The following is an 18428-nucleotide window of genomic DNA, read 5'->3' as shown; positions in this document are numbered from 1 at the left end:
GTTTCCGTCTGCGCCGGAAGTGGGGCGAATTATAGACACCTCAACGAGCGCGTCAACCGTTATTTTCAAAAACCTGAGATCTATTTCACTGCTCCCAATAAACACGGGGTCAGATCAATCCAGGTCTCCATGACTTACAGACTGGGAAACGCAAACTGCGACGCCTCATGGCTCGCCCGCTGCGGCCAGCGCTGCGTAATTGCCTTGCGACGGGTATAGAAACGCACCCCGTCCGGCCCATAGGCGTGCAGATCGCCAAACAGCGAACGCTTCCAGCCACCAAAGCTGTGATAAGCAACAGGCACAGGCAAAGGCACATTGACCCCCACCATGCCTACTTCAATCTCGTCGCAGAACAGACGCGCCGCCTCCCCGTCGCGCGTGAAGATGCAGGTACCGTTGCCGTACTCGTGATCATTGATCAGTTGCATGGCCGCTTCCAGGCTGTCGACACGCACAATGCACAGCACCGGCCCGAAGATCTCTTCCTTATAGATACGCATCTGCGGCGTGACGTTATCGAACAGGCACCCACCCATGAAGAAGCCTTGCTCATGACCGGCAACCTCAAGCCCGCGACCATCAACGACCAATGTCGCCCCGGACTGAACGCCATCCTCTATATAGCCGCTGACTTTTTCGCGATGCTGCCCCGTCACCAACGGCCCCATGTCCAGGCCACAGGTCGTCCCCGCACCAATCTTCAGGCTCTGGATCTGTGGAACCAGTTTCGCCACCAGCGCATCGGCGATCTGATCACCCACACAGACGGCAACCGAGATCGCCATGCAGCGCTCGCCGCACGAACCATAGGCTGCGCCCATCAAGGCACTGACCGCATTGTCCAGATCCGCATCCGGCATCAGCACTGCATGGTTCTTCGCGCCGCCCAATGCCTGGACACGCTTGCCCCGCGCAGCGCCTTCTTTATAGATGTATTCGGCGATGGGCGTGGAGCCGACAAAACTCAGCGCCTTGACTTCCGGCGCCTCGATCAGCGCGTCCACCGCCACCTTGTCGCCATGCACCACGTTGAGCACGCCTTTGGGCAACCCTGCCTCGTGCAGCAGTTCGGCAATCAGCAGCGTGGAACTGGGATCGCGCTCGGACGGCTTGAGGATGAAACAGTTGCCGCAGACGATCGCCAGCGGGTACATCCACAAAGGCACCATCGCCGGGAAGTTGAACGGCGTGATGCCCGCAACGATACCCAGTGGCTGGAAGTCAGACCATGCATCGATATTCGGCCCCACATTGCGGCTGTATTCACCCTTGAGTACTTCAGGCGCAGCACAGGCGTATTCGACGTTCTCGATGCCGCGCTTCAACTCCCCCGCTGCGTCTTCCAAGGTCTTCCCGTGCTCTTCGCTGATCAGTTGAGCGATGCGGCCTTCGTTCTGCTCCAGCAATTGCTTGAAACGAAACATCACCTGAGCGCGTTTTGCAGGCGGGGTGTTACGCCACGTCGGAAAGGCTGCCTTGGCTGAATCGATCGCCCGCTGAACCGTTTCGCGACTGGCGAGCGCCACCTTGTGAATGGCCTGTCCGGTAGACGGATTGAACACATCGGCCGTACGTCCGTCATCGGAAACGAACTCACCGTGGATCAGGTGTTGAATGCTGCTCATGAAAAACTCCAAAAGGGTTTCCGGCAGGCGCGAATCACTCCGCGCCCGCTGCTTATATAAGAAGGATGTCAGCGAGGATGATCAGTCGATGAGGTTCAGCGTTTCGCCCACTGCGTCGAACAGCCGATCCAGGTCCTCAGCCTTGCTGTTGAAGGTCGGCCCGAACTGCAGGGTGTCGCCGCCAAAGCGCACATAGAAGCCCGCTTTCCACAACTTCATCCCGGCCTCGAACGGCCGCACGATGGCATCGCCGTCGCGCGGTGCGAGCTGGATAGCTCCGGCCAGCCCATAGTTGCGAATATCCACGACGTTATTGCTGCCTTTGACGCCATGCAATGCGCTCTCGAAATGGGGGGCCATTTGCGCAGCCTGCTGCACCAGATTTTCGCGCTGCAACAACTCAAGCGCAGCCAGACCGGCAGCACAGGCCACCGGGTGCGCCGAGTAGGTGTAACCATGCGGGAATTCGACCGCGTATTCCGGCGTCGACTGGCTCATGAACGTCTGATAGATCTCACTGCTGGCAATCACGGCGCCCATCGGGATAGCACCGTTGGTGATCTGCTTGGCGATGCACATCAGGTCAGGTGTGACGCCAAAGCTTTCGGCACCGAACATTGAGCCCATGCGGCCGAAGCCCGTGATAACTTCATCGAAGATCAGCAGGATGTTGTGCTGATCGCAGATTTCACGCAGACGCTTGAGATAACCCTGCGGCGGCACAATCACACCTGCCGAACCCGCCATCGGCTCGACAATCACCGCTGCAATGTTCGACGCGTCATGCAATTCGATCAGCTTGAGCATCTCGTCAGCCAATGCGATACCGCCCGCTTCCGGCATGCCCTTGGAGTACGCGTTACTGGCCAGCAGCGTATGCGGCAGATGATCGACATCCATCAACTGGCCGAACATTTTGCGGTTGCCGTTCACGCCACCCAGGCTGGTGCCTGCCACGTTCACACCGTGATAACCACGTGCCCGCCCGATCATCTTGGTCTTGGAGGCCTGACCTTTGAGACGCCAGTAGGCACGCACCATCTTCACGGCAGTGTCCGCACACTCGGAGCCGGAGTTGGTATAGAAGACGTGATTGAGATTGCCTGGCGTCAGCTCGGTGATTTTTTCCGCGAGCTGAAACGATAACGGATGGCCAAACTGGAAGCCCGGTGAATAATCCAGCACGCCCAGTTGCTTGTAGACCGCCTCCTGGATTTCCTTGCGGGTATGCCCGGCTCCGCAGGTCCAGAGCCCGGAGAGCGCATCGTAAATCTTGCGGCCCTTGTCGTCCGTCAGATAACTGCCTTGCGCTGCAACGATCAGGCGTGGGTCGCGCTGGAAGTTACGGTTGGCCGTGTAGGGCATCCAGTGAGCATCAAGCTTCAGCTGACTGGCGACAGAAAGATCGGACGACTCGAGCATATTCATTGAAACGAACCTCGTGTGTGCTTGAGCAAGCAGTTATTTCAGTTAAGGTGCCATGGAGCCAAAGTCTGGAAAATCTGACTTTCACGATCTTTAGTTTGGTAGAGACTAAACAATGAGCACCCGTCGCACCGATCCTCTGGCACAAGTCAGCGACTTTGATATCCGACTCTTGCGCCTGTTTAAAAGCGTAGTCGAGGCTGGTGGCTTCTCAGCCGCGGAAAGTGCGCTCGGCATCGGTCGTTCTGCAATCAGTCAGCAGATGAGCGATCTGGAGCAACGTCTGGGTTTGCGTCTCTGCCAGCGTGGACGAGCGGGATTCTCGGTGACCGATGAAGGTAAAGAGGTCTACCAGTCGGCATTGCAGTTGCTGAGCGCGCTGGAAAGCTTTCGAACCGAGGTCAACGGTCTGCATCAGCATCTGCGCGGCGAGCTGAATATCGGGCTGACCGACAATCTGGTCACCATGCCCCACATGCGCATCACCCATGCCATTTCGCAGCTCAAAGAGCGTGGTCCGGATGTGCACATCAATATCCGCATGAGCGCCCCGGCCGAAGTGGAACAAGGGGTACTCGAAGGCAAGCTGCATGTCGGTGTGGTGCCTCAGGTCAGCGCGCTGCCAGGTCTCGATTACCAGCCGCTGTATAGCGAGCGCTCGCTGCTGTATTGCGCAGTCGGCCATCCGCTGTTCCGTGCAGCCGATGCTCTGCTCGGCAGCGAGCACCTTGCCGAACAGGACGCCATCGCACCGACGTTCAGACTGCCCGCCGAGATCCAGGCCCATTATCAGGCGCTCAAATGCACCGCCAGCGCGTCGGATCGTGAGGGCATGGCGTTTCTGATCCTGACCGGGCGCTACATCGGTTATCTGCCGGACCATTACGCCAGCGCCTGGGTAAAGGAAGGCAGGCTGCGTGCCTTGAAACCGGACTCCCGGTTTTATGACCTGAGCCTGGTAACGGTGACGCGCAAAGGAAGGCGCCCTCATTTGGTGCTGGAAAGCTTCATGGAAGGATTGGCTGCTACCCGATGAAACACTTCATCATGACAGCAGCAGAACGCGCGCCTACAGAAGCAACCCCTAATCACGGCAGACCCTTGATACCACAGGCGGTATCACACATCCCGTGACAATAACCTGAGCAGGTGGACAGCTTTTTGCATTGGATCCGGATAACGAAACGCCAGCTCATGGCGCCTCCCTCTGCCCCAAAGTCCGAGAGCCTGTCATGCAGCCCGAAACATCCGACAACAGTGACCTGATCTACGGCCTCGACGACCGCCCTAAACCACTGACGGCTACTCTTGCCGCACTGCAACACGTACTCGCCAGCTTCGTCGGCATCATCACCCCGCCACTGATTATCGGCTCCGCACTGGGCTTGAGCGCCTACCTGCCCTACCTGATCAGCATGGCGTTGATGGTGTCAGGCGTGGGCACTTTCATTCAGGCGCGCCGCCCGTTCGGCATCGGTGCCGGGATGATCTGCCTGCAAGGCACCAGCTTCGCCTTTCTCGGCGCGGTGCTGTCGGCAGGCTTTCTGGTCAAGCAGCGTGGTGGCAGCCCGGAAGACATCATGGCGATGATCTTCGGGGTGTGCTTTTTCGGCGCGCTGGTGCAGATCGTGCTGAGCCGCTGCATCGGACAGTTGCGCCGCGTCATCACGCCATTGGTAACCGGGATTGTGATCACGCTGATCGGTGTCAGCCTCATCAAGGTCGGTGTGACCGATCTGGGCGGCGGCTTCAATGCGCCCGACTTCGGTTCGCCGCTGAATCTGGCACTCGGCGTCTTCGTGCTGGTGGTGATCATCGCGCTGAACCGCTCCAACACGCCATGGGTTCGTCTATCGGGGATCATCATCGGCCTGGCCGTCGGCAGTCTGGCGGCGTGGTTCAGCGGCAAGCTTGTCCCGCAACCGATTCATGACCTGCCGCTGATCAGCATTCCGGTGCCCTTTCGCTTCGGTTTCAGTTTTGACTGGAGCGCTTTCCTGCCCGTCGCGCTGATTTATCTGATCAGCAGCATCGAAACCGTCGGCGACCTGACCGCCAACTGCATGCTGGCCAGGCAACCCATCAGCGGACCGAGCTACGTGGCCAGGCTCAAGGGCGGCGTGCTCGGTGATGGCGTGAGCTGCATGCTCGCAGCCACGTTCAGCGCATTCCCCAACACCACCTTTGCCCAGAACAACGGTGTTATCCAGTTGACCGGCGTTGCCAGCCGTTACGTCGGCCTGTACATCGGTGCCGTGCTGTTCATGCTGGGACTGTTTCCGCACATCGGCGCCATCGTCCAGCAGATTCCCAAACCGGTACTGGGCGGCGCAACGCTGGTGATGTTCGGCAGCGTCGCGGCGGCAGGCGTACGGATTCTGGCCCAATCGCCGCTGGATCGGCGCAGCATGCTGATCATTGCGACCTCATTCGGAGTAGGCCTGGGCATCGCCTCACAGCCCGCGCTGCTCCACCAGATGCCCAAGCTCGTGCAGAACCTGTTCGACTCGGCCATCACCAGCGGAGGCATCACGGCCATTCTGATGTGCCTGTTGATCCCTGAAAGCAAAGCCTGCGCCGACGTGCAGACAACTGTGCGGGAAGCCGAACCCTTTGAGCCTCAACGATAATTTTCCAGTGCCTGTGCTTGCGGGATGGCCGCAGGTGCGTTATCTGTTCGTTCGTTGCGTCCCTTGACCTGCCCGGAATCGCCCATGACCCTCCAAGTCCCTGCGCACAACGCTCACGTTGCCAAGCCCGCCAGCCGCATTCGTCAGAAAAATGAAGAGGCGATCATCAAGGCCGCCGAAGACGAGTTCGCACGTCACGGTTTCAAGGGCACCAGCATGAACACCATTGCGCTGAAGGCCGGGTTGCCCAAGGCCAACCTGCATTACTATTTCACCAACAAGCTGGGGCTGTACATTGCGGTGCTGAGCAACATCATCGAACTGTGGGACAGCACCTTCAATACGCTCAGCGTTGAGGACGACCCCGCAGAAGCGCTGGCACGGTACATCCGCGCCAAAATGGAGTTTTCGCGCCGCCAGCCTCAGGCGTCGCGCATCTTTGCGATGGAAATCATCAGCGGCGGCGAATGCATGAGCGAATATTTCAGCCAGGATTACCGCTTGTGGTTCCAGGGCCGAGCAGCGGTTTTCCAGGCCTGGATCGACGCCGGCAAAATGGACCCGGTCGACCCGGTGCATCTGATCTTCCTGCTGTGGGGCAGCACTCAGCACTACGCCGACTTCGCGTCCCAGATATGCCGCGTCACCGGGCGTACACGCCTGACCAAACAGGACATGGACGAGGCCAGCGAAAACCTGATCAGGATCATCGTCAAAGGCTGTGGGCTCAAGCCGCCAGCCTTGTAGAATTCGCACCTTGTCGCCAGCCGGATGCACGCATGCCTTTTACCCTTGTTGGCCCTTGCGAGTTTCGTGAAGAAATCCGCAAGAGCCGCTTCATCACCCTCGCCGCCCCCATCAGCAGCCCGACCGACGCGCAGGCGTTCATCGACCAGCACAGTGACCTGAACGCCACTCACAACTGCTGGGCCTGGAAACTGGGTGATCAATACCGCAGCAATGACGATGGCGAGCCGGGTGGCACCGCAGGCCGCCCGATTCTTGCGGCAATCGAGGCGCAGGGTTTCGATCAGGTCGTGGTGCTGGTGATTCGCTGGTACGGCGGTATCCAGCTGGGAACCGGCGGTCTGGCCCGTGCCTACGGTGGCGGTGCCAACAAGTGCCTGCAGCAGGCAGCACGTGTGGAGCTGGTCAACCGGCTGTCTTTCAACCTTGAGTGCAGCTTCAGCGAACTGGCGCTGGTCAAGGTTCGCCTGGCTGAGTCGAGCGGCCTGGTTGAAGCCGAAAACTTCACCGCCAATGGCGTGGAAATGTCGGTTGCCATCGGCCCTGGGCATGTGGAGAACTTCCAGCGGCAACTGGCTGACCTGAGTCGGGGCAGAATCGTCCTGCATCCGGCATCCACGCTGTAATCAAGCGTTCATCACGATGTGCACAGTTGCCCACATCTACTGTGCATCCGACTGTGGATAAGCTGAGTACATACCGCTGCAAGCCTTGTCGGGCAAGCGATGCAGGCGATTGATCATTTTTTGAACAATACACCCTGATACGTGTGAAACCGTTGATAAAACAGCGATTTAAACGCGCTTAGCACATTCGGAATCCAAGCGTTTCGGCGTTATGCCCGGTTCGATGCGTTTCACACAGGAACTGTGGAGCAACCTGTGGATAACAGGTGCAAGGGTGTCGCAGCGGCTTGGCAGCTCGCGCTCGCTGACAACTGTACGTTTTTTGATCAAATACAGTGAGCCAATTTGGCCCTCGCCGCCGATACGCACGCCCCGAACTGGTGCTGAAACACCGCAAGTGTCTGCGGGAACCTCCAGACAGGCTCGTCACAGGCTTTATTCAGGGCCGCCCGACAAAAGCTGACCCCCTGGCCAGGATTTTGCTTTATCCACGGGCGACCCACTCCTGCCTCAGAGCCTGACATGCCAAACCACGCGACACCTGCGCGTCTTCAGTTACGCCATATCACCAAACAATACCCCGGCTGTCTGGCAAACGACGCTGTCGACCTGACCATCCAGCCCGGAGAAATCCACGCGTTGCTGGGCGAGAACGGCGCGGGCAAAAGCACGCTGATGAAGATCATTTACGGTGTGACGCAACCGGACTCCGGCACCATTGTCTGGCAAGGTCAGCCGCAGATCATGCGCAACCCGGCACAGGCCAGAAGCCTGGGCATCGGCATGGTGTTCCAGCATTTTTCGCTGTTCGAAACCTTGAGTGTGGCGCAGAACATCGCGTTGGCCATGGGTGCGGCAGCCGGTACACCGAAACAACTGGAACCCCGTATCCGCGAAGTCTCGCAGCGCTACGGCATGGCGCTGGAGCCACAGCGACTGGTGCACAGTCTGTCGATTGGCGAGCGGCAAAAGGTGGAAATCATTCGCTGCCTGATGCAGGACATCCGCCTGTTGATTCTCGATGAACCCACCTCGGTGCTGACGCCGCTGGAAGCCGAAGAGCTGTTCGTGACCTTGCGGCATCTGGCCTCTGAAGGCTGCAGCATTCTCTTCATCAGCCACAAGCTGGGCGAGGTCCGGGCCCTTTGTCACAGCGCCACGGTGTTGCGAAACGGCAAAGTATCCGGGCATTGCATTCCGGCAGAGTGCTCGGATCTGGAACTGGCGCGTCTGATGGTCGGCGATGCAGAAGGCCTGACGGCACAGTATGAAAAAGTCAGCGGAACGGCACCGTTCCTGCGGGTCGAGCGACTGTCGTGGCACAACCCCGATCCGTTTGGCTGCTCCTTGAAAGACCTCAGTCTGGAGGTGCGCAGCGGCGAGATCGTCGGCATCGCAGGCGTGGCGGGCAATGGACAGGACGAGTTGCTGGCCCTGCTCAGTGGTGAACAGGTATTGCCCCGCGCCCAGGCCGCCACGCTGCGTTTCGCTGACACACCGGTGGGCCACCTGCGGCCCGATGCCAGACGCAAGCGCGGTCTGGCCTTTGTGCCCGCCGAACGTCTGGGTCACGGCGCAGTGCCGGAACTGAGCCTGGCGGATAACGCGCTGCTCACAGCATTCCAGCAAGGTTTGGTCAGCAAAGGCCTGATTCAGCGCGGCAAGGTTCGGGCATTGGCCGACGAGATCATCCGCCGCTTTGCAGTAAAGACGCCGGACGCCCAGACCGCCGCGCGCAGCCTGTCGGGCGGCAACCTGCAAAAATTCATTCTGGGGCGCGAAATCATGCAGAACCCCAGGCTGCTGGTCGCTGCGCACCCGACCTGGGGCGTGGACGTCGGCGCGGCGGCTGCCATCCATCGCGCACTCATTGCCTTGCGCGATGCCGGCGCAGCGATTCTGGTGATCTCCGAAGATCTGGACGAGCTGTTCCAGATCAGCGACCGCCTCGCCGCGCTGAGCGGAGGGCAACTTTCCCACCCGATCCCGACCGGACAGACCAGCACCGTGCAGATTGGCGGCTGGATGGCAGGTCAGTTCGATCATTCTCATACCCAGGCCCAATTGCCGGGTTAACGGAGCAAAACATGCTGCTTTCTCTGGAACCGCGCGGCCAGCAATCGCGCGCCATGCTGTGGTGCTCTCCCCTGCTGGCCGCCGTGTTGACGCTGGTCTGCGGGTCGCTGCTGTTCATCGCCCTGGGGCTTGATCCGTGGGTAACCTTGCACACCTTGCTGATCGCACCGGTCAGCGACCTGTACGGTCTGTCGGAACTGATGGTCAAGACGTTGCCGATCCTGCTTTGTGCACTGGGGCTGGCGGTCGCCTATCAGGCGCGCATCTGGAACATCGGCGCTGAAGGACAACTGCTGCTGGGCGCTCTGGCGGGCAGCGCAGTTGCGGTCAACATCATCGAGATGGAAAGCCGCTGGGCGCTGGTGATGGTCCTGATGGCGGGCACGCTGGCCGGTGCAGCCTGGGCAGGCGTAACGGCCTGGTTGCGCACGCATTTCAATGCCAATGAAATCCTCACCAGCATCATGCTCAATTACATCGCCTTGAACCTGCTGCTGTATTTCGTGCACGGGCCGCTCAAGGATCCCGCAGGCATGAACTTCCCGGAATCGGCGACCTTCGGCGATGCCAGCCGCCTGCCGCTATTGATGGAAGACGGCCGCGCTCACGTCGGCGTGTATTTCGCACTGTTTGCGTTGGTGGCGGTGTGGGTCTTGCTGCAACGCAGCTTCGTCGGTTTCCAGATCAAGGTGCTGGGCCTGGACAAACGTGCTGCCGGGTTCGTCGGCTTTCGTGAGAAGCGTCTGGTGTGGCTGGCCTTGTTGATCAGCGGCGCACTGGCCGGCCTCGCAGGCGTTTCGGAAGTCACCGGTCCCATCGGGCAACTGGTGCCGCAGGTGTCTCCGGGTTATGGCTACGCGGCGATTACCGTGGCATTTCTGGGGCGCCTCAATCCGATCGGCATTCTGTTCTCCAGCCTGTTGATCGCCCTCCTGTATCTGGGTGGCGAAAGCGCGCAGATGACCCTGAACCTGCCGCCCGCTATCACCCAGTTGTTTCAGGGAATGATGCTGTTCTTCCTGCTGGCCTGCGACGTACTGATTCTTTACCGCCCACGCCTGAAGATGCGCTGGGCCAAGCGTCAGATGACACCTGCTGTAGGAGCCGCGTGATGGATATCGATCTGCTGAGCAATATTTTCTACGCCATGGTGCGTTGCGGCACTCCACTGCTGCTGGTCGCGCTGGGTGAGCTGATCTGTGAAAAGAGCGGCGTGATCAACCTCGGTCAGGAAGGCATGATGCTGTTTGGCGCGGTGATCGGCTTCATCATCGCCCTGAGCACCGGCAACCTGTGGCTGGGCGTGCTGCTGGCGATGCTCGCAGGCATGCTGCTGTCGGCACTGTTCGCGCTGGTTGCGCTGGTGTTCAACGCCAACCAGGTGGCCACGGGTCTGGCGCTGACCATCTTCGGCGTCGGACTGTCGAGCTTTGTCGGCGCGGCATGGGTCGGTAAGCCGCTCAGCGGTTTCGAGCCGGTTGCGATTCCCTTTCTGAGCGACATTCCACTGATCGGTCGCATGCTGTTCGCCCAGGATTTGCTGGTCTACCTGTCCTTCGCGCTGTTTGCGCTGGTCGCCTGGGCGCTGCTGAAGAGTCGAATCGGACTGATCATTCAGGCGGTCGGCGAAAACCCCGATGCTGCCAGTGCGATGGGCCTGCCCGTGTTGCGGGTTCGCACCCTCGCCGTGCTGTTTGGTGGCGCAATGGCTGGATTGGCAGGTGCCTATCTGTCGCTTGCCTACACGCCGATGTGGGCCGAAAACATGAGCGCCGGGCGCGGCTGGATTGCCCTGGCGCTGGTGGTCTTCGCCAGTTGGCGCGTCTGGCGTCTGCTGCTGGGCGCCTACCTGTTCGGCCTGGCCAGCATCCTGCATTTGGTCGCTCAAGGCATCGGCCTGGCAATCCCGTCCAATCTGCTGGCCATGCTGCCCTACCTCGCCACCATCATCGTTCTGGTGCTGCTGTCGCGCGATGCATTGCGCACCCGGTTGTATGCGCCGGTTTCGCTGGGGCAGCCTTGGCGGGCGGGGCATTGAGGATAAGCGGCGAGGCGGCGAACTCACAGCAATAGAAGAATCAAGCCGCCTACCGAACATCGCGCCCATTCAGTGAGCCAATGGGAATGAGCTGTATCACGTAGAAAGAGCTTCAGATGGCGCATCGCTATGTGGTGCGTCAGCGTAGTCAAGGCGGACCGGCCACACTTGCAATACAGCCCAGAACAGTTCCACTACCAGGATACCGATTAAAAGACTGCTGGCTCCCTGAGCCAAAGCGTAGGCTTGCCACGTCGCAAACAACACACGACCAGCCGCGTCGTAACGTCCGAATACCGGTTGCGGATCGCGAATTCTCAACACGGCCCATACGCAAACAATCGAACCCAGTAAGTTGGCCATCAGCATGTGCATGGGCGCAAAAACCGGTAAATCTCCCGCCAGATTCCAGGACTGACTCAACGCACTCAACGTGCCATGAAGGGCGACAAAACTCCAAGGAGTGACGAAAGCTGCCGTGATAATCAGGTCGTACCAGACGCTGGCTCTTACGATTTTTCGGTATTGCCGGGATGTCCACATGAAACGGCTTCCTGCTGATTGAGATTCCAACAGGCTAAAGGCTGGAGTACGCTCCAGGGTCAAGCATTTCAAGGACGGCTTTTCGATGCGTATCGGTGAACTGGCAAAAGCGACCGACGTCAGTCGTGATACGTTGCGTTTCTATGAACAGCGCAGGCTGATTGTCGCGCAACGCAGCGCTAATGGTTATCGACACTATCCTCTAGAGACGGTGCAGTTGGTGTAATTCATCAAGGTGGCGCAGCGGCTGGGTTTCAGTCTGAACGAAATCGGCAGCAATGTTGCCGAACTGTGGGAGGCGCCAGCTCCGGATATTGCAATCGCGGCGCTGCTTGAGGAAAAGCTGGCACTGATCGATACGCGAATAGCAGAGCTCATGGGTCTGCGCAGTGAGCTACATCAGCGCCTGAGTCGACAATGCCCGCTGAGCCCTTGAATCCCTTTTTTCAATCTGCCAAGGAGTTTTTCATGACGACCAAAACCGCGCTGATCATCGGTGCTTCGCGTGGCCTGGGGCTTGGGCTGGTTCAACGCCTGACTGAACAGGGCTGGAAGGTCACGGCAACGGTGCGTGATCCGCAGAATGCCGACAATCTGAAAGCCATCGAAGGCGTACGGATCGAAGCAGTGGACATTGATGACACCGCTTCGCTGGAAGTGCTGGTCCAGAAGCTGAAGGGGGAAGTGTTCGATGTGCTGTTCGTCAATGCCGGGATCATGGGGCCTAAACACCAGAGCGCGGCTCAGGCGACGGCCGCCGAACTGGGTCAGCTGTTTCTGACCAATGCCATTGCGCCGATCCGGCTGGCCGAACGCTTCGTCGACCACATCCGACCTGAAACCGGCGTACTGGCGTTCATGAGTTCGGTGCTGGGCAGTGTTGCCTGCCCTGAAGGCGAGACCATGACGCTGTATAAAGCCAGCAAGGCCGCGCTTAATTCGATGACCAACAGCTTTGTGGTGCAACTGCCCGAGCCACGTCCGACCGTGTTGTCGCTGCATCCGGGCTGGGTCAAGACTGACATGGGTGGCGAAAATGCCGCCATTGACGTGCAGACCAGCACCACCGGACTGGTTGAGCAGCTGAATGCCTATGCGGGCAAGGGCGGGCATCACTTCATCAACTACAAGGGCGAGACGATTGCCTGGTAAGTCATGAAGAGCGGAACGCTTATCTTCATACACAAGCCTCACTGGATGAATGCACCGCCCTGTGGGAGGCGGCTTGCCGGCGATGCAGTCAACGCGGTAGTTCAGGAAAATCGCGTCATCGTTCATCGCCGGCAAGCCGCCTCCCAGGGTCCGGTGTTTGCTGCGCGACAGCGCTACGTCGAAGACATGATGGCGCCTCCCGCAGTTCGGCTGGTGAAGTGAGACGTGTATGTACAGAACGCTGCGCGTCACACGCACTCTCACGCGCAACTTGATTAAAAACTGATCACTTCAGTAAAATCCACGACCTTGCCGAGGCGCTGTCTGTCTCGCACCCTGGATCAGCAGACAGGGCAACACTGAGCTGGCTAACCCTGAACCCACTTTCAGAGGAGCCGGCCCATGTCCGCGATCCGTATCTGGTTGAAAAATCCCCTTGCTGTGTTCACCGCCAATGACCTCGACGCCCGTGGCGGGCTGGTCATTGAGGGCGGTGTCATCACTGAACTACTCGCAGCCGGGCAGCAACCTGCCCTGCCCTGCGATCAGGTATTCGACGCGCGCGAGCATGTGCTGCTGCCGGGCCTGATCAACACCCATCATCACTTCTATCAAACCCTGACCCGCGCCTGGGCGCCGGTGGTCAATCAACCGCTGTTTCCGTGGCTCAAGACGCTCTATCCGGTCTGGGCGCGGCTGACGCCTGAAAAACTCGCCGTCGCCAGCAAAGTCGCATTGACCGAACTGTTGCTGTCGGGCTGTACGACCGCTGCCGATCATCACTACCTGTTTCCGGGCGGGCTGGAACAGGCCATCGACGTGCAGGTGCAAAGCGTTCGCGATTTGGGCATGCGCGCCATGCTCACTCGCGGCTCCATGAGTCTGGGCGAAGCGGACGGCGGTCTGCCGCCGCAACAGACCGTGCAACAGGGTGAGGTGATTCTGGCCGACAGTCAGCGTCTGATCGAGACCTACCATGAGCGCGGCGACGGTGCGCAGATCCAGATCGCCCTCGCGCCCTGCTCACCGTTTTCCGTCACACCGCAGATCATGGCTGAAAGTGCCGCACTGGCTGAAAAGCTCGACGTGCGCCTGCACACCCATCTGGCCGAAACCCTCGACGAAGAAGACTTCTGCCTGCAGCGTTTCGGCCTGCGCACCGTCGATTATCTGGACAGCGTCGGCTGGCTCGGCCAGCGCACCTGGCTGGCTCACGGCATTCATTTCAATCCTGACGAAATAGCGCGACTGGGCTCGGCAGGCACCGGTATTTGTCATTGCCCGAGTTCCAACATGCGCCTGGCGTCCGGCATCTGTCCGACGCTGGATCTGATCGCCGCAGGCGCGCCGCTCGGGCTGGGAGTCGACGGTTCGGCGTCCAACGACGCCTCGAACATGATGCTGGAAGCCCGACAGGCGCTGTACCTGCAACGGTTGCGTTACGGCGCAGAGAAGATCACTCCGGAACTCGTACTGGGCTGGGCCACCAAGGGCTCGGCACAACTGCTGGGGCGCACTGACATTGGTGAACTGGCGGTTGGCAAGCAGGCAGACCTGGCGCTGTTCAAACTCGACGAACTGCGTTTTTCCGGCAGCCACGATCCGTTGTCGGCGCTGTTGCTGTGCGGCGCAGACCGTGCGGATCGAGTGATGATTGCCGGGCAGTGGCGGGTGATCGACCGTCAGGTCGAAGGGCTGGATCTGCAACAACTGATCGCCGAGCATCGTCAGGCGGCACGGGAACTGATTCAAGGCTGAAGCCAGACCTGTAAAGCTGTGAACGGATCGACACCTACTGCGGTGTTGATCCGCTAGAGTGTCGCCTCCCCAGCCGCCAGGCGAGACATCATGTCTACCAGCCCTCCCTCTTCAAGCCCTCCCGAAGATGACAAAAGTCTGTCGGTCCTGCTGCTGGGACTGGCCTGGCAGCTCTTTCTGCTGATAGGGCCTGCCGCGCTGCTCACGATGCTGCCGCCCTGGCAGGGATTGCTGATCGTACTCGGCCTGGCCGCCACCACCGGTTTGTGTGTATGGGCCGGCTGGAAAGGTATGACCAGCCCACTCACATCACTGAGTGTCAGCGCCATGATTGGCCTGGGGCTGAGTCTGGGTCGCGTGCTACCCAATTACTGGAATGTACTGGTCGCTCTGTTCACGATCATAGTGGGCCTGAACCTGCTTCAAAGATGGGAAAGCAAACTGGGCATCGCCGAACCCTCCGAGGGCAAAAAAGAGGGCGAGAACACGCCACCATCGTTTCGTCAGCGCAGCTACGAAACGAGCAATAGCGCCTGGGGCGGTCAGGAACCGGAACGCACCCCGGAAGGCGAACCTATTCGCGTCTTCAACATGGGTGAAATCGCCATGGGCGGGCCGGTCTACATGGATTACCTGTTCCCCGATGGCGTGCTGCTTCAAGGCATCGGAGCTTCAGCCCGGTTTTCCATCGACGGCCGTTACTTCGCCGCCACCGTCCCTTCCCGCCAAGCGTGGGGTCTGGTCATTCTGGACCGTCACATGCGCCGGGTGTATCACAGCAATAACGACGTGTTCTGGGAGCTGGACGCGTTCAGTGAGACCGATCTGAGCGGACGCATCAGCCCGCTGGTGGATAACCGGGCCTCCACGATCAAGCTGCAGGATTTGCTCAAGACTGCACGGGTCGTCGACATGATGCCGATTGTGGATATCTGGATCGAACCCTCGGCGCGGCCCCAGGACGCTGCCGCCGAACGAATAGAACGCAACGGCCCCCATGACCGGCATCGCATCGAAGGCCATTTGCGCATGCCTGCCAGTCTGCGCGATCTGGAGCAACCGCTGGACGCGTTGCGCTACCCGGCCTATCAACTGAGCCTGGACGGCCGGGAAAGCGATCTGTTTTTCTACGCGGACGATTCGATCATCTGGCGCGAGGACGGCAAGGCGCTGTGTGTCATGGCGCAACGGGCCGACGAAGAAGAGAAAAAATACTGGTGCTGGCAACCTGGAACTGGCTGGCAGGCACTGGCCGAGCCGTGGGTGACCAGCAACCGGGAGATATCGCTCAACTGGCACGCACCGCTAGCCCTGGACGAGCATGATCTGCGCATCGAAGGCTATCTGGCGTTCGAATGCCCGGATCGCGGCCGCTATGGCTACAGCTTGCGATGCATTCACAGCGACACGGAAATCCAGACCGGGCACGATTCCCAAGGCCAATTGCTGGGCGGGAAGCGGAAACTGACCGGAGTTCGTCTGGTCGTCCCGCTGACCGGCAAGGGCGAGCGCGGCACGAGCAGCATCGAGACCGAGCCGTTGCTGGAAGGGCAGCGCGCCCGGCTGAGTTGGCAAATGGACAACGCGGTCGATCTGGGTGGTTACCGCTGTCGCATCGCAGACTGGGAACTGCCGGGGTTTTGGCTGCTTGAGCATCGGGTTTCGGACTGTCAGCGATATCTGGCATTGATCCCGTTCACCGAGTACCCGGCCAGCCCCGGCAAGGTCGTGGTGATCGACCTACTCAAGCGCCGCCGTCTGGAAGGGCCGCCCATGGAAGTGGTTCATCTCATGGACGTGCGCGAGGGCAAGCTCTCGGTCATCACCGTAGCCGGGCGGTTGACGGACGCCTGTGAAAGCACAGCCTTGCAGCGTTACGACCAACCCGCTCCACCTGTCGGGCAGGCGGCAGACTTCTGCGATTACCGCGAGGGCTCTCGTCCGTACTATCAGATTGTCGAGTTGGAGATCGGCAACGATGCCCTGCGTGCGTTGCCGCAATGGCGAACGGTGCAAATCCCTCAGGCCGCCAACGCGGACGGAGATTTCGTGCAGCCCGCACCGGGCAACAGCGACGCCGCCTGGCTGTTCGGCTGCGAAACCGAGTACGCCGACAGCTGGATGCGCAGAAGCGTTTGCCGCCTGGGTGGACACCTGCTGACCGCGTCAGGATGCGCCATCAAGGACCTTGCTCCGTCGATGATCTGGTCACCCGACGCCCGCTACCTGGCCCTCACCCGCCTGCACATGAACCCGGAAAGTCGCTGGGAGTTGTTGCTGCTGGATGTACAGGAACGAACACTGCGCACCTTTCCCTACTCCCCGGGCAACCGACCGCAATTCGAGAGCTTCGACAATGGAAAGCTCAAAGTGCGGGCATTCGAGCGGGATTGGGCGTCAGACGTTGATCGCGACACAGGCCGCGTCAGCTCGACCAGCCTGGCCAGCTTGCTGAAGCTACCGGCGTTGACGCTGATCGAGTGCGAAGGACTGTGGCTCATGCCAGGACAGGAAAAGGACGCAGGGCTCTGGCGAGCGCTGGACAGGACGGCATTAACGCAGTTTGCGCTAGCTCGCTGATCGTTCCACACGCTCTGCGTTGGCACGATCAGCGTAAGCTGCTCAAAGCCGCTCAAAGCCCCAGGCACGACAGCATGATGAACGTCGCGAACAGCACGAAATGGGTCATGCCCTCGATGGCGTTCGTTTCGCCGTCGTTGAGGTTGATCGCGCTGACCAGCAGGGTGATCGCGATCATCACGGTCTGCACCGGCGTCATGGCCATCTGAAAAGGCTGGCCGCTGTAGAGCGCCATGGCTTCCATCACCGGAACGGTCAGGATCACCGTGGACAGCGACGCACCCAGCGCGATGTTGACCACCGACTGCATGCGGTTGGCGAGTGCTGCACGCAAGGCTGTGAGGATTTCAGGTGACGCGGAAATGGCGGCGACCAGAATCGCCGTCATGACCGGCGGCGCGCCGGTGCCTTCAAGCCCCAGGTCGACGGTTTTGGACATGACTTCGGCCAGCGCACCAATGACCACCACGCCGACCACCAGGGTGGCGATGGAACGGGTCAGGTTGACAGGCTCGCCATGCTCCTCGGGCTGATCCTTGCGCTTTTTCTTGTCCGGGTAGCTGTAGCTGAAGAAGTAGCTGTGCGGCCCGACCTGCATGCGCAGGAACAAGGCATAGAGCAGAATCATCGCGCCGATGGTGAAGGCCGAATACAGCTTCCAGTTCGCCTCGGGAATGAACTCGGGGACCATCATGGACACGCCCATCGCGGTCATGATCATCACGCTGTAGGTGCGCGCCGAATCGTCGTTGTACGACTGCTCGCCGTGCTTGAGACCACCCATCAGCGCGGCCAGGCCCAGAATGCCGTTGATGTCGAGCATCACAGCGGAATAGATGGTGTCGCGCACCAGCGTCGGTGATGGCTCGTTGCTCATCATGATCGCCAGGATCACCACTTCGACCAGCACTGCCGACAGCGTCAGGATCATCGTGCCGTACGGATCGCCCACTTTCTCGGCGAGCATTTCGGCGTGATGCGCCACCCGCAGCGATGCGCAGACGATGAAGCCGACCAGCGCCAGACCGGCCACCAGAGCAACTGTCTGACCGTTGCCCAGCAACGTGTGCTCCAGCGGATAGGCGACAAAAGTGGCGATGATCGCCAGTAGTAAAAATTTTTCCTGCTTGAGCAAAGCGCCCATGTTTGTTCCCCAAACCCTTGCGACACATCGCCGCGGATGTATATGAAGGTGTCTGTCATTGAAGCCGTTCAGAGTGCAGGG

Annotated in this window: 14 protein-coding genes and 1 pseudogene; 11 read left to right on the top strand and 4 right to left on the bottom strand. The window is 59.9% G+C overall.

The genetic code is table 11. The features are described 5' to 3' along the window. Positions 1-134: 134 nt before the first annotated feature. Together AO065_RS20200 and aptA are read right to left on the bottom strand one after the other, a co-directional pair. Positions 135-1628, bottom strand: coding sequence for a CoA-acylating methylmalonate-semialdehyde dehydrogenase (locus AO065_RS20200; protein WP_054540895.1), 1494 nt, complete (start codon positions 1626-1628; stop codon positions 135-137). A gap of 81 nt (positions 1629-1709) precedes the next feature. Next, positions 1710-3056: an omega-aminotransferase AptA gene (aptA, locus tag AO065_RS20195; RefSeq protein ID WP_054540894.1), complete on the bottom strand. Its 1347-nt coding sequence runs from the start codon at positions 3054-3056 to the stop codon at positions 1710-1712. Between the two features lie 112 nt (positions 3057-3168). Between aptA and AO065_RS20190 the strand changes: the two genes are divergently transcribed. From AO065_RS20190 to AO065_RS20160, 7 genes are all read left to right on the top strand, one after another. After that, positions 3169-4089, top strand: a complete 921-nt coding sequence (locus tag AO065_RS20190; protein WP_054540893.1) for a LysR family transcriptional regulator — start codon at positions 3169-3171, stop codon at positions 4087-4089. 196 nt (positions 4090-4285) lie between these two features. Then, on the top strand, positions 4286-5683 hold the full coding sequence (locus AO065_RS20185) for a uracil-xanthine permease family protein (protein WP_054540892.1): 1398 nt from the start codon (positions 4286-4288) through the stop codon (positions 5681-5683). Between the two features lie 84 nt (positions 5684-5767). Further along, positions 5768-6430 (top strand): TetR/AcrR family transcriptional regulator, encoded by a 663-nt coding sequence (locus AO065_RS20180; RefSeq protein WP_025995899.1) that lies wholly within the window; start codon positions 5768-5770, stop codon positions 6428-6430. A 32-nt stretch (positions 6431-6462) separates the two neighbouring features. Next, the gene (locus AO065_RS20175) at positions 6463-7056 is read left to right on the top strand and encodes an IMPACT family protein (RefSeq protein ID WP_054540891.1); all 594 of its coding nucleotides are present in this window, start codon (positions 6463-6465) and stop codon (positions 7054-7056) included. Positions 7057-7578: 522 nt separating this feature from the next. After that, positions 7579-9132: an ABC transporter ATP-binding protein gene (locus AO065_RS20170; protein ID WP_054540890.1), complete on the top strand. Its 1554-nt coding sequence runs from the start codon at positions 7579-7581 to the stop codon at positions 9130-9132. An 11-nt stretch (positions 9133-9143) separates the two neighbouring features. Continuing rightward, positions 9144-10244: an ABC transporter permease gene (locus AO065_RS20165; protein WP_054540889.1), complete on the top strand. Its 1101-nt coding sequence runs from the start codon at positions 9144-9146 to the stop codon at positions 10242-10244. After that, on the top strand, positions 10244-11170 hold the full coding sequence (locus AO065_RS20160) for an ABC transporter permease (RefSeq protein WP_054540888.1): 927 nt from the start codon (positions 10244-10246) through the stop codon (positions 11168-11170). The genes AO065_RS20165 and AO065_RS20160 overlap by 1 nt, the downstream gene beginning before the upstream one ends. A gap of 96 nt (positions 11171-11266) precedes the next feature. Here AO065_RS20160 and AO065_RS20155 read toward each other — a convergent pair whose 3' ends face one another. Then, positions 11267-11713 (bottom strand): hypothetical protein, encoded by a 447-nt coding sequence (locus AO065_RS20155; RefSeq protein WP_054540887.1) that lies wholly within the window; start codon positions 11711-11713, stop codon positions 11267-11269. 85 nt (positions 11714-11798) lie between these two features. On the opposite strand from AO065_RS20155, the pseudogene AO065_RS20150 reads away from it, so the two are divergent. From AO065_RS20150 to AO065_RS20135, 4 genes and pseudogenes are all read left to right on the top strand, one after another. Beyond that, positions 11799-12149, top strand: a pseudogene (locus AO065_RS20150) (MerR family transcriptional regulator). A 32-nt stretch (positions 12150-12181) separates the two neighbouring features. Beyond that, positions 12182-12865, top strand: a complete 684-nt coding sequence (locus tag AO065_RS20145; protein WP_029243538.1) for an SDR family oxidoreductase — start codon at positions 12182-12184, stop codon at positions 12863-12865. Positions 12866-13267: 402 nt separating this feature from the next. Next, positions 13268-14623: an 8-oxoguanine deaminase gene (locus AO065_RS20140; RefSeq protein ID WP_054540886.1), complete on the top strand. Its 1356-nt coding sequence runs from the start codon at positions 13268-13270 to the stop codon at positions 14621-14623. Positions 14624-14713: 90 nt separating this feature from the next. Continuing rightward, on the top strand, positions 14714-17203 hold the full coding sequence (locus tag AO065_RS20135) for a hypothetical protein (protein ID WP_054540885.1): 2490 nt from the start codon (positions 14714-14716) through the stop codon (positions 17201-17203). A 52-nt stretch (positions 17204-17255) separates the two neighbouring features. On the opposite strand, the gene AO065_RS20130 is transcribed toward AO065_RS20135, so the two are convergent. Continuing rightward, complete coding sequence (locus tag AO065_RS20130; RefSeq protein WP_054540884.1) at positions 17256-18347, bottom strand: calcium:cation antiporter; 1092 nt, start codon at positions 18345-18347, stop codon at positions 17256-17258. Between the last annotated feature and the right edge of the window lie 81 nt (positions 18348-18428).

Origin of the sequence: Pseudomonas viridiflava (assembly GCF_001642795.1) — a bacterium.
Lineage (GTDB): Bacteria > Pseudomonadota > Gammaproteobacteria > Pseudomonadales > Pseudomonadaceae > Aquipseudomonas > Aquipseudomonas viridiflava.
Note: the sequence above shows the minus strand (reverse complement) of the source record. Positions and strands in the feature narration are given on the sequence as shown.

Excerpts from the sequence above, each read along its gene's own strand:
- AO065_RS20200 (WP_054540895.1), bottom strand. The coding sequence starts at position 1,628 with ATGAGCAGCATTCAACACCTGATCCACGGTGAGTTCGTTTCCGATGAC.
- aptA (WP_054540894.1), bottom strand. The coding sequence starts at position 3,056 with ATGAATATGCTCGAGTCGTCCGATCTTTCTGTCGCCAGTCAGCTGAAG.
- AO065_RS20190 (WP_054540893.1), top strand. The coding sequence starts at position 3,169 with ATGAGCACCCGTCGCACCGATCCTCTGGCACAAGTCAGCGACTTTGAT.
- AO065_RS20185 (WP_054540892.1), top strand. The coding sequence starts at position 4,286 with ATGCAGCCCGAAACATCCGACAACAGTGACCTGATCTACGGCCTCGAC.
- AO065_RS20180 (WP_025995899.1), top strand. The coding sequence starts at position 5,768 with ATGACCCTCCAAGTCCCTGCGCACAACGCTCACGTTGCCAAGCCCGCC.
- AO065_RS20175 (WP_054540891.1), top strand. The coding sequence starts at position 6,463 with ATGCCTTTTACCCTTGTTGGCCCTTGCGAGTTTCGTGAAGAAATCCGC.
- AO065_RS20170 (WP_054540890.1), top strand. The coding sequence starts at position 7,579 with ATGCCAAACCACGCGACACCTGCGCGTCTTCAGTTACGCCATATCACC.
- AO065_RS20165 (WP_054540889.1), top strand. The coding sequence starts at position 9,144 with ATGCTGCTTTCTCTGGAACCGCGCGGCCAGCAATCGCGCGCCATGCTG.
- AO065_RS20160 (WP_054540888.1), top strand. The coding sequence starts at position 10,244 with ATGGATATCGATCTGCTGAGCAATATTTTCTACGCCATGGTGCGTTGC.
- AO065_RS20155 (WP_054540887.1), bottom strand. The coding sequence starts at position 11,713 with ATGTGGACATCCCGGCAATACCGAAAAATCGTAAGAGCCAGCGTCTGG.
- AO065_RS20145 (WP_029243538.1), top strand. The coding sequence starts at position 12,182 with ATGACGACCAAAACCGCGCTGATCATCGGTGCTTCGCGTGGCCTGGGG.
- AO065_RS20140 (WP_054540886.1), top strand. The coding sequence starts at position 13,268 with ATGTCCGCGATCCGTATCTGGTTGAAAAATCCCCTTGCTGTGTTCACC.
- AO065_RS20135 (WP_054540885.1), top strand. The coding sequence starts at position 14,714 with ATGTCTACCAGCCCTCCCTCTTCAAGCCCTCCCGAAGATGACAAAAGT.
- AO065_RS20130 (WP_054540884.1), bottom strand. The coding sequence starts at position 18,347 with ATGGGCGCTTTGCTCAAGCAGGAAAAATTTTTACTACTGGCGATCATC.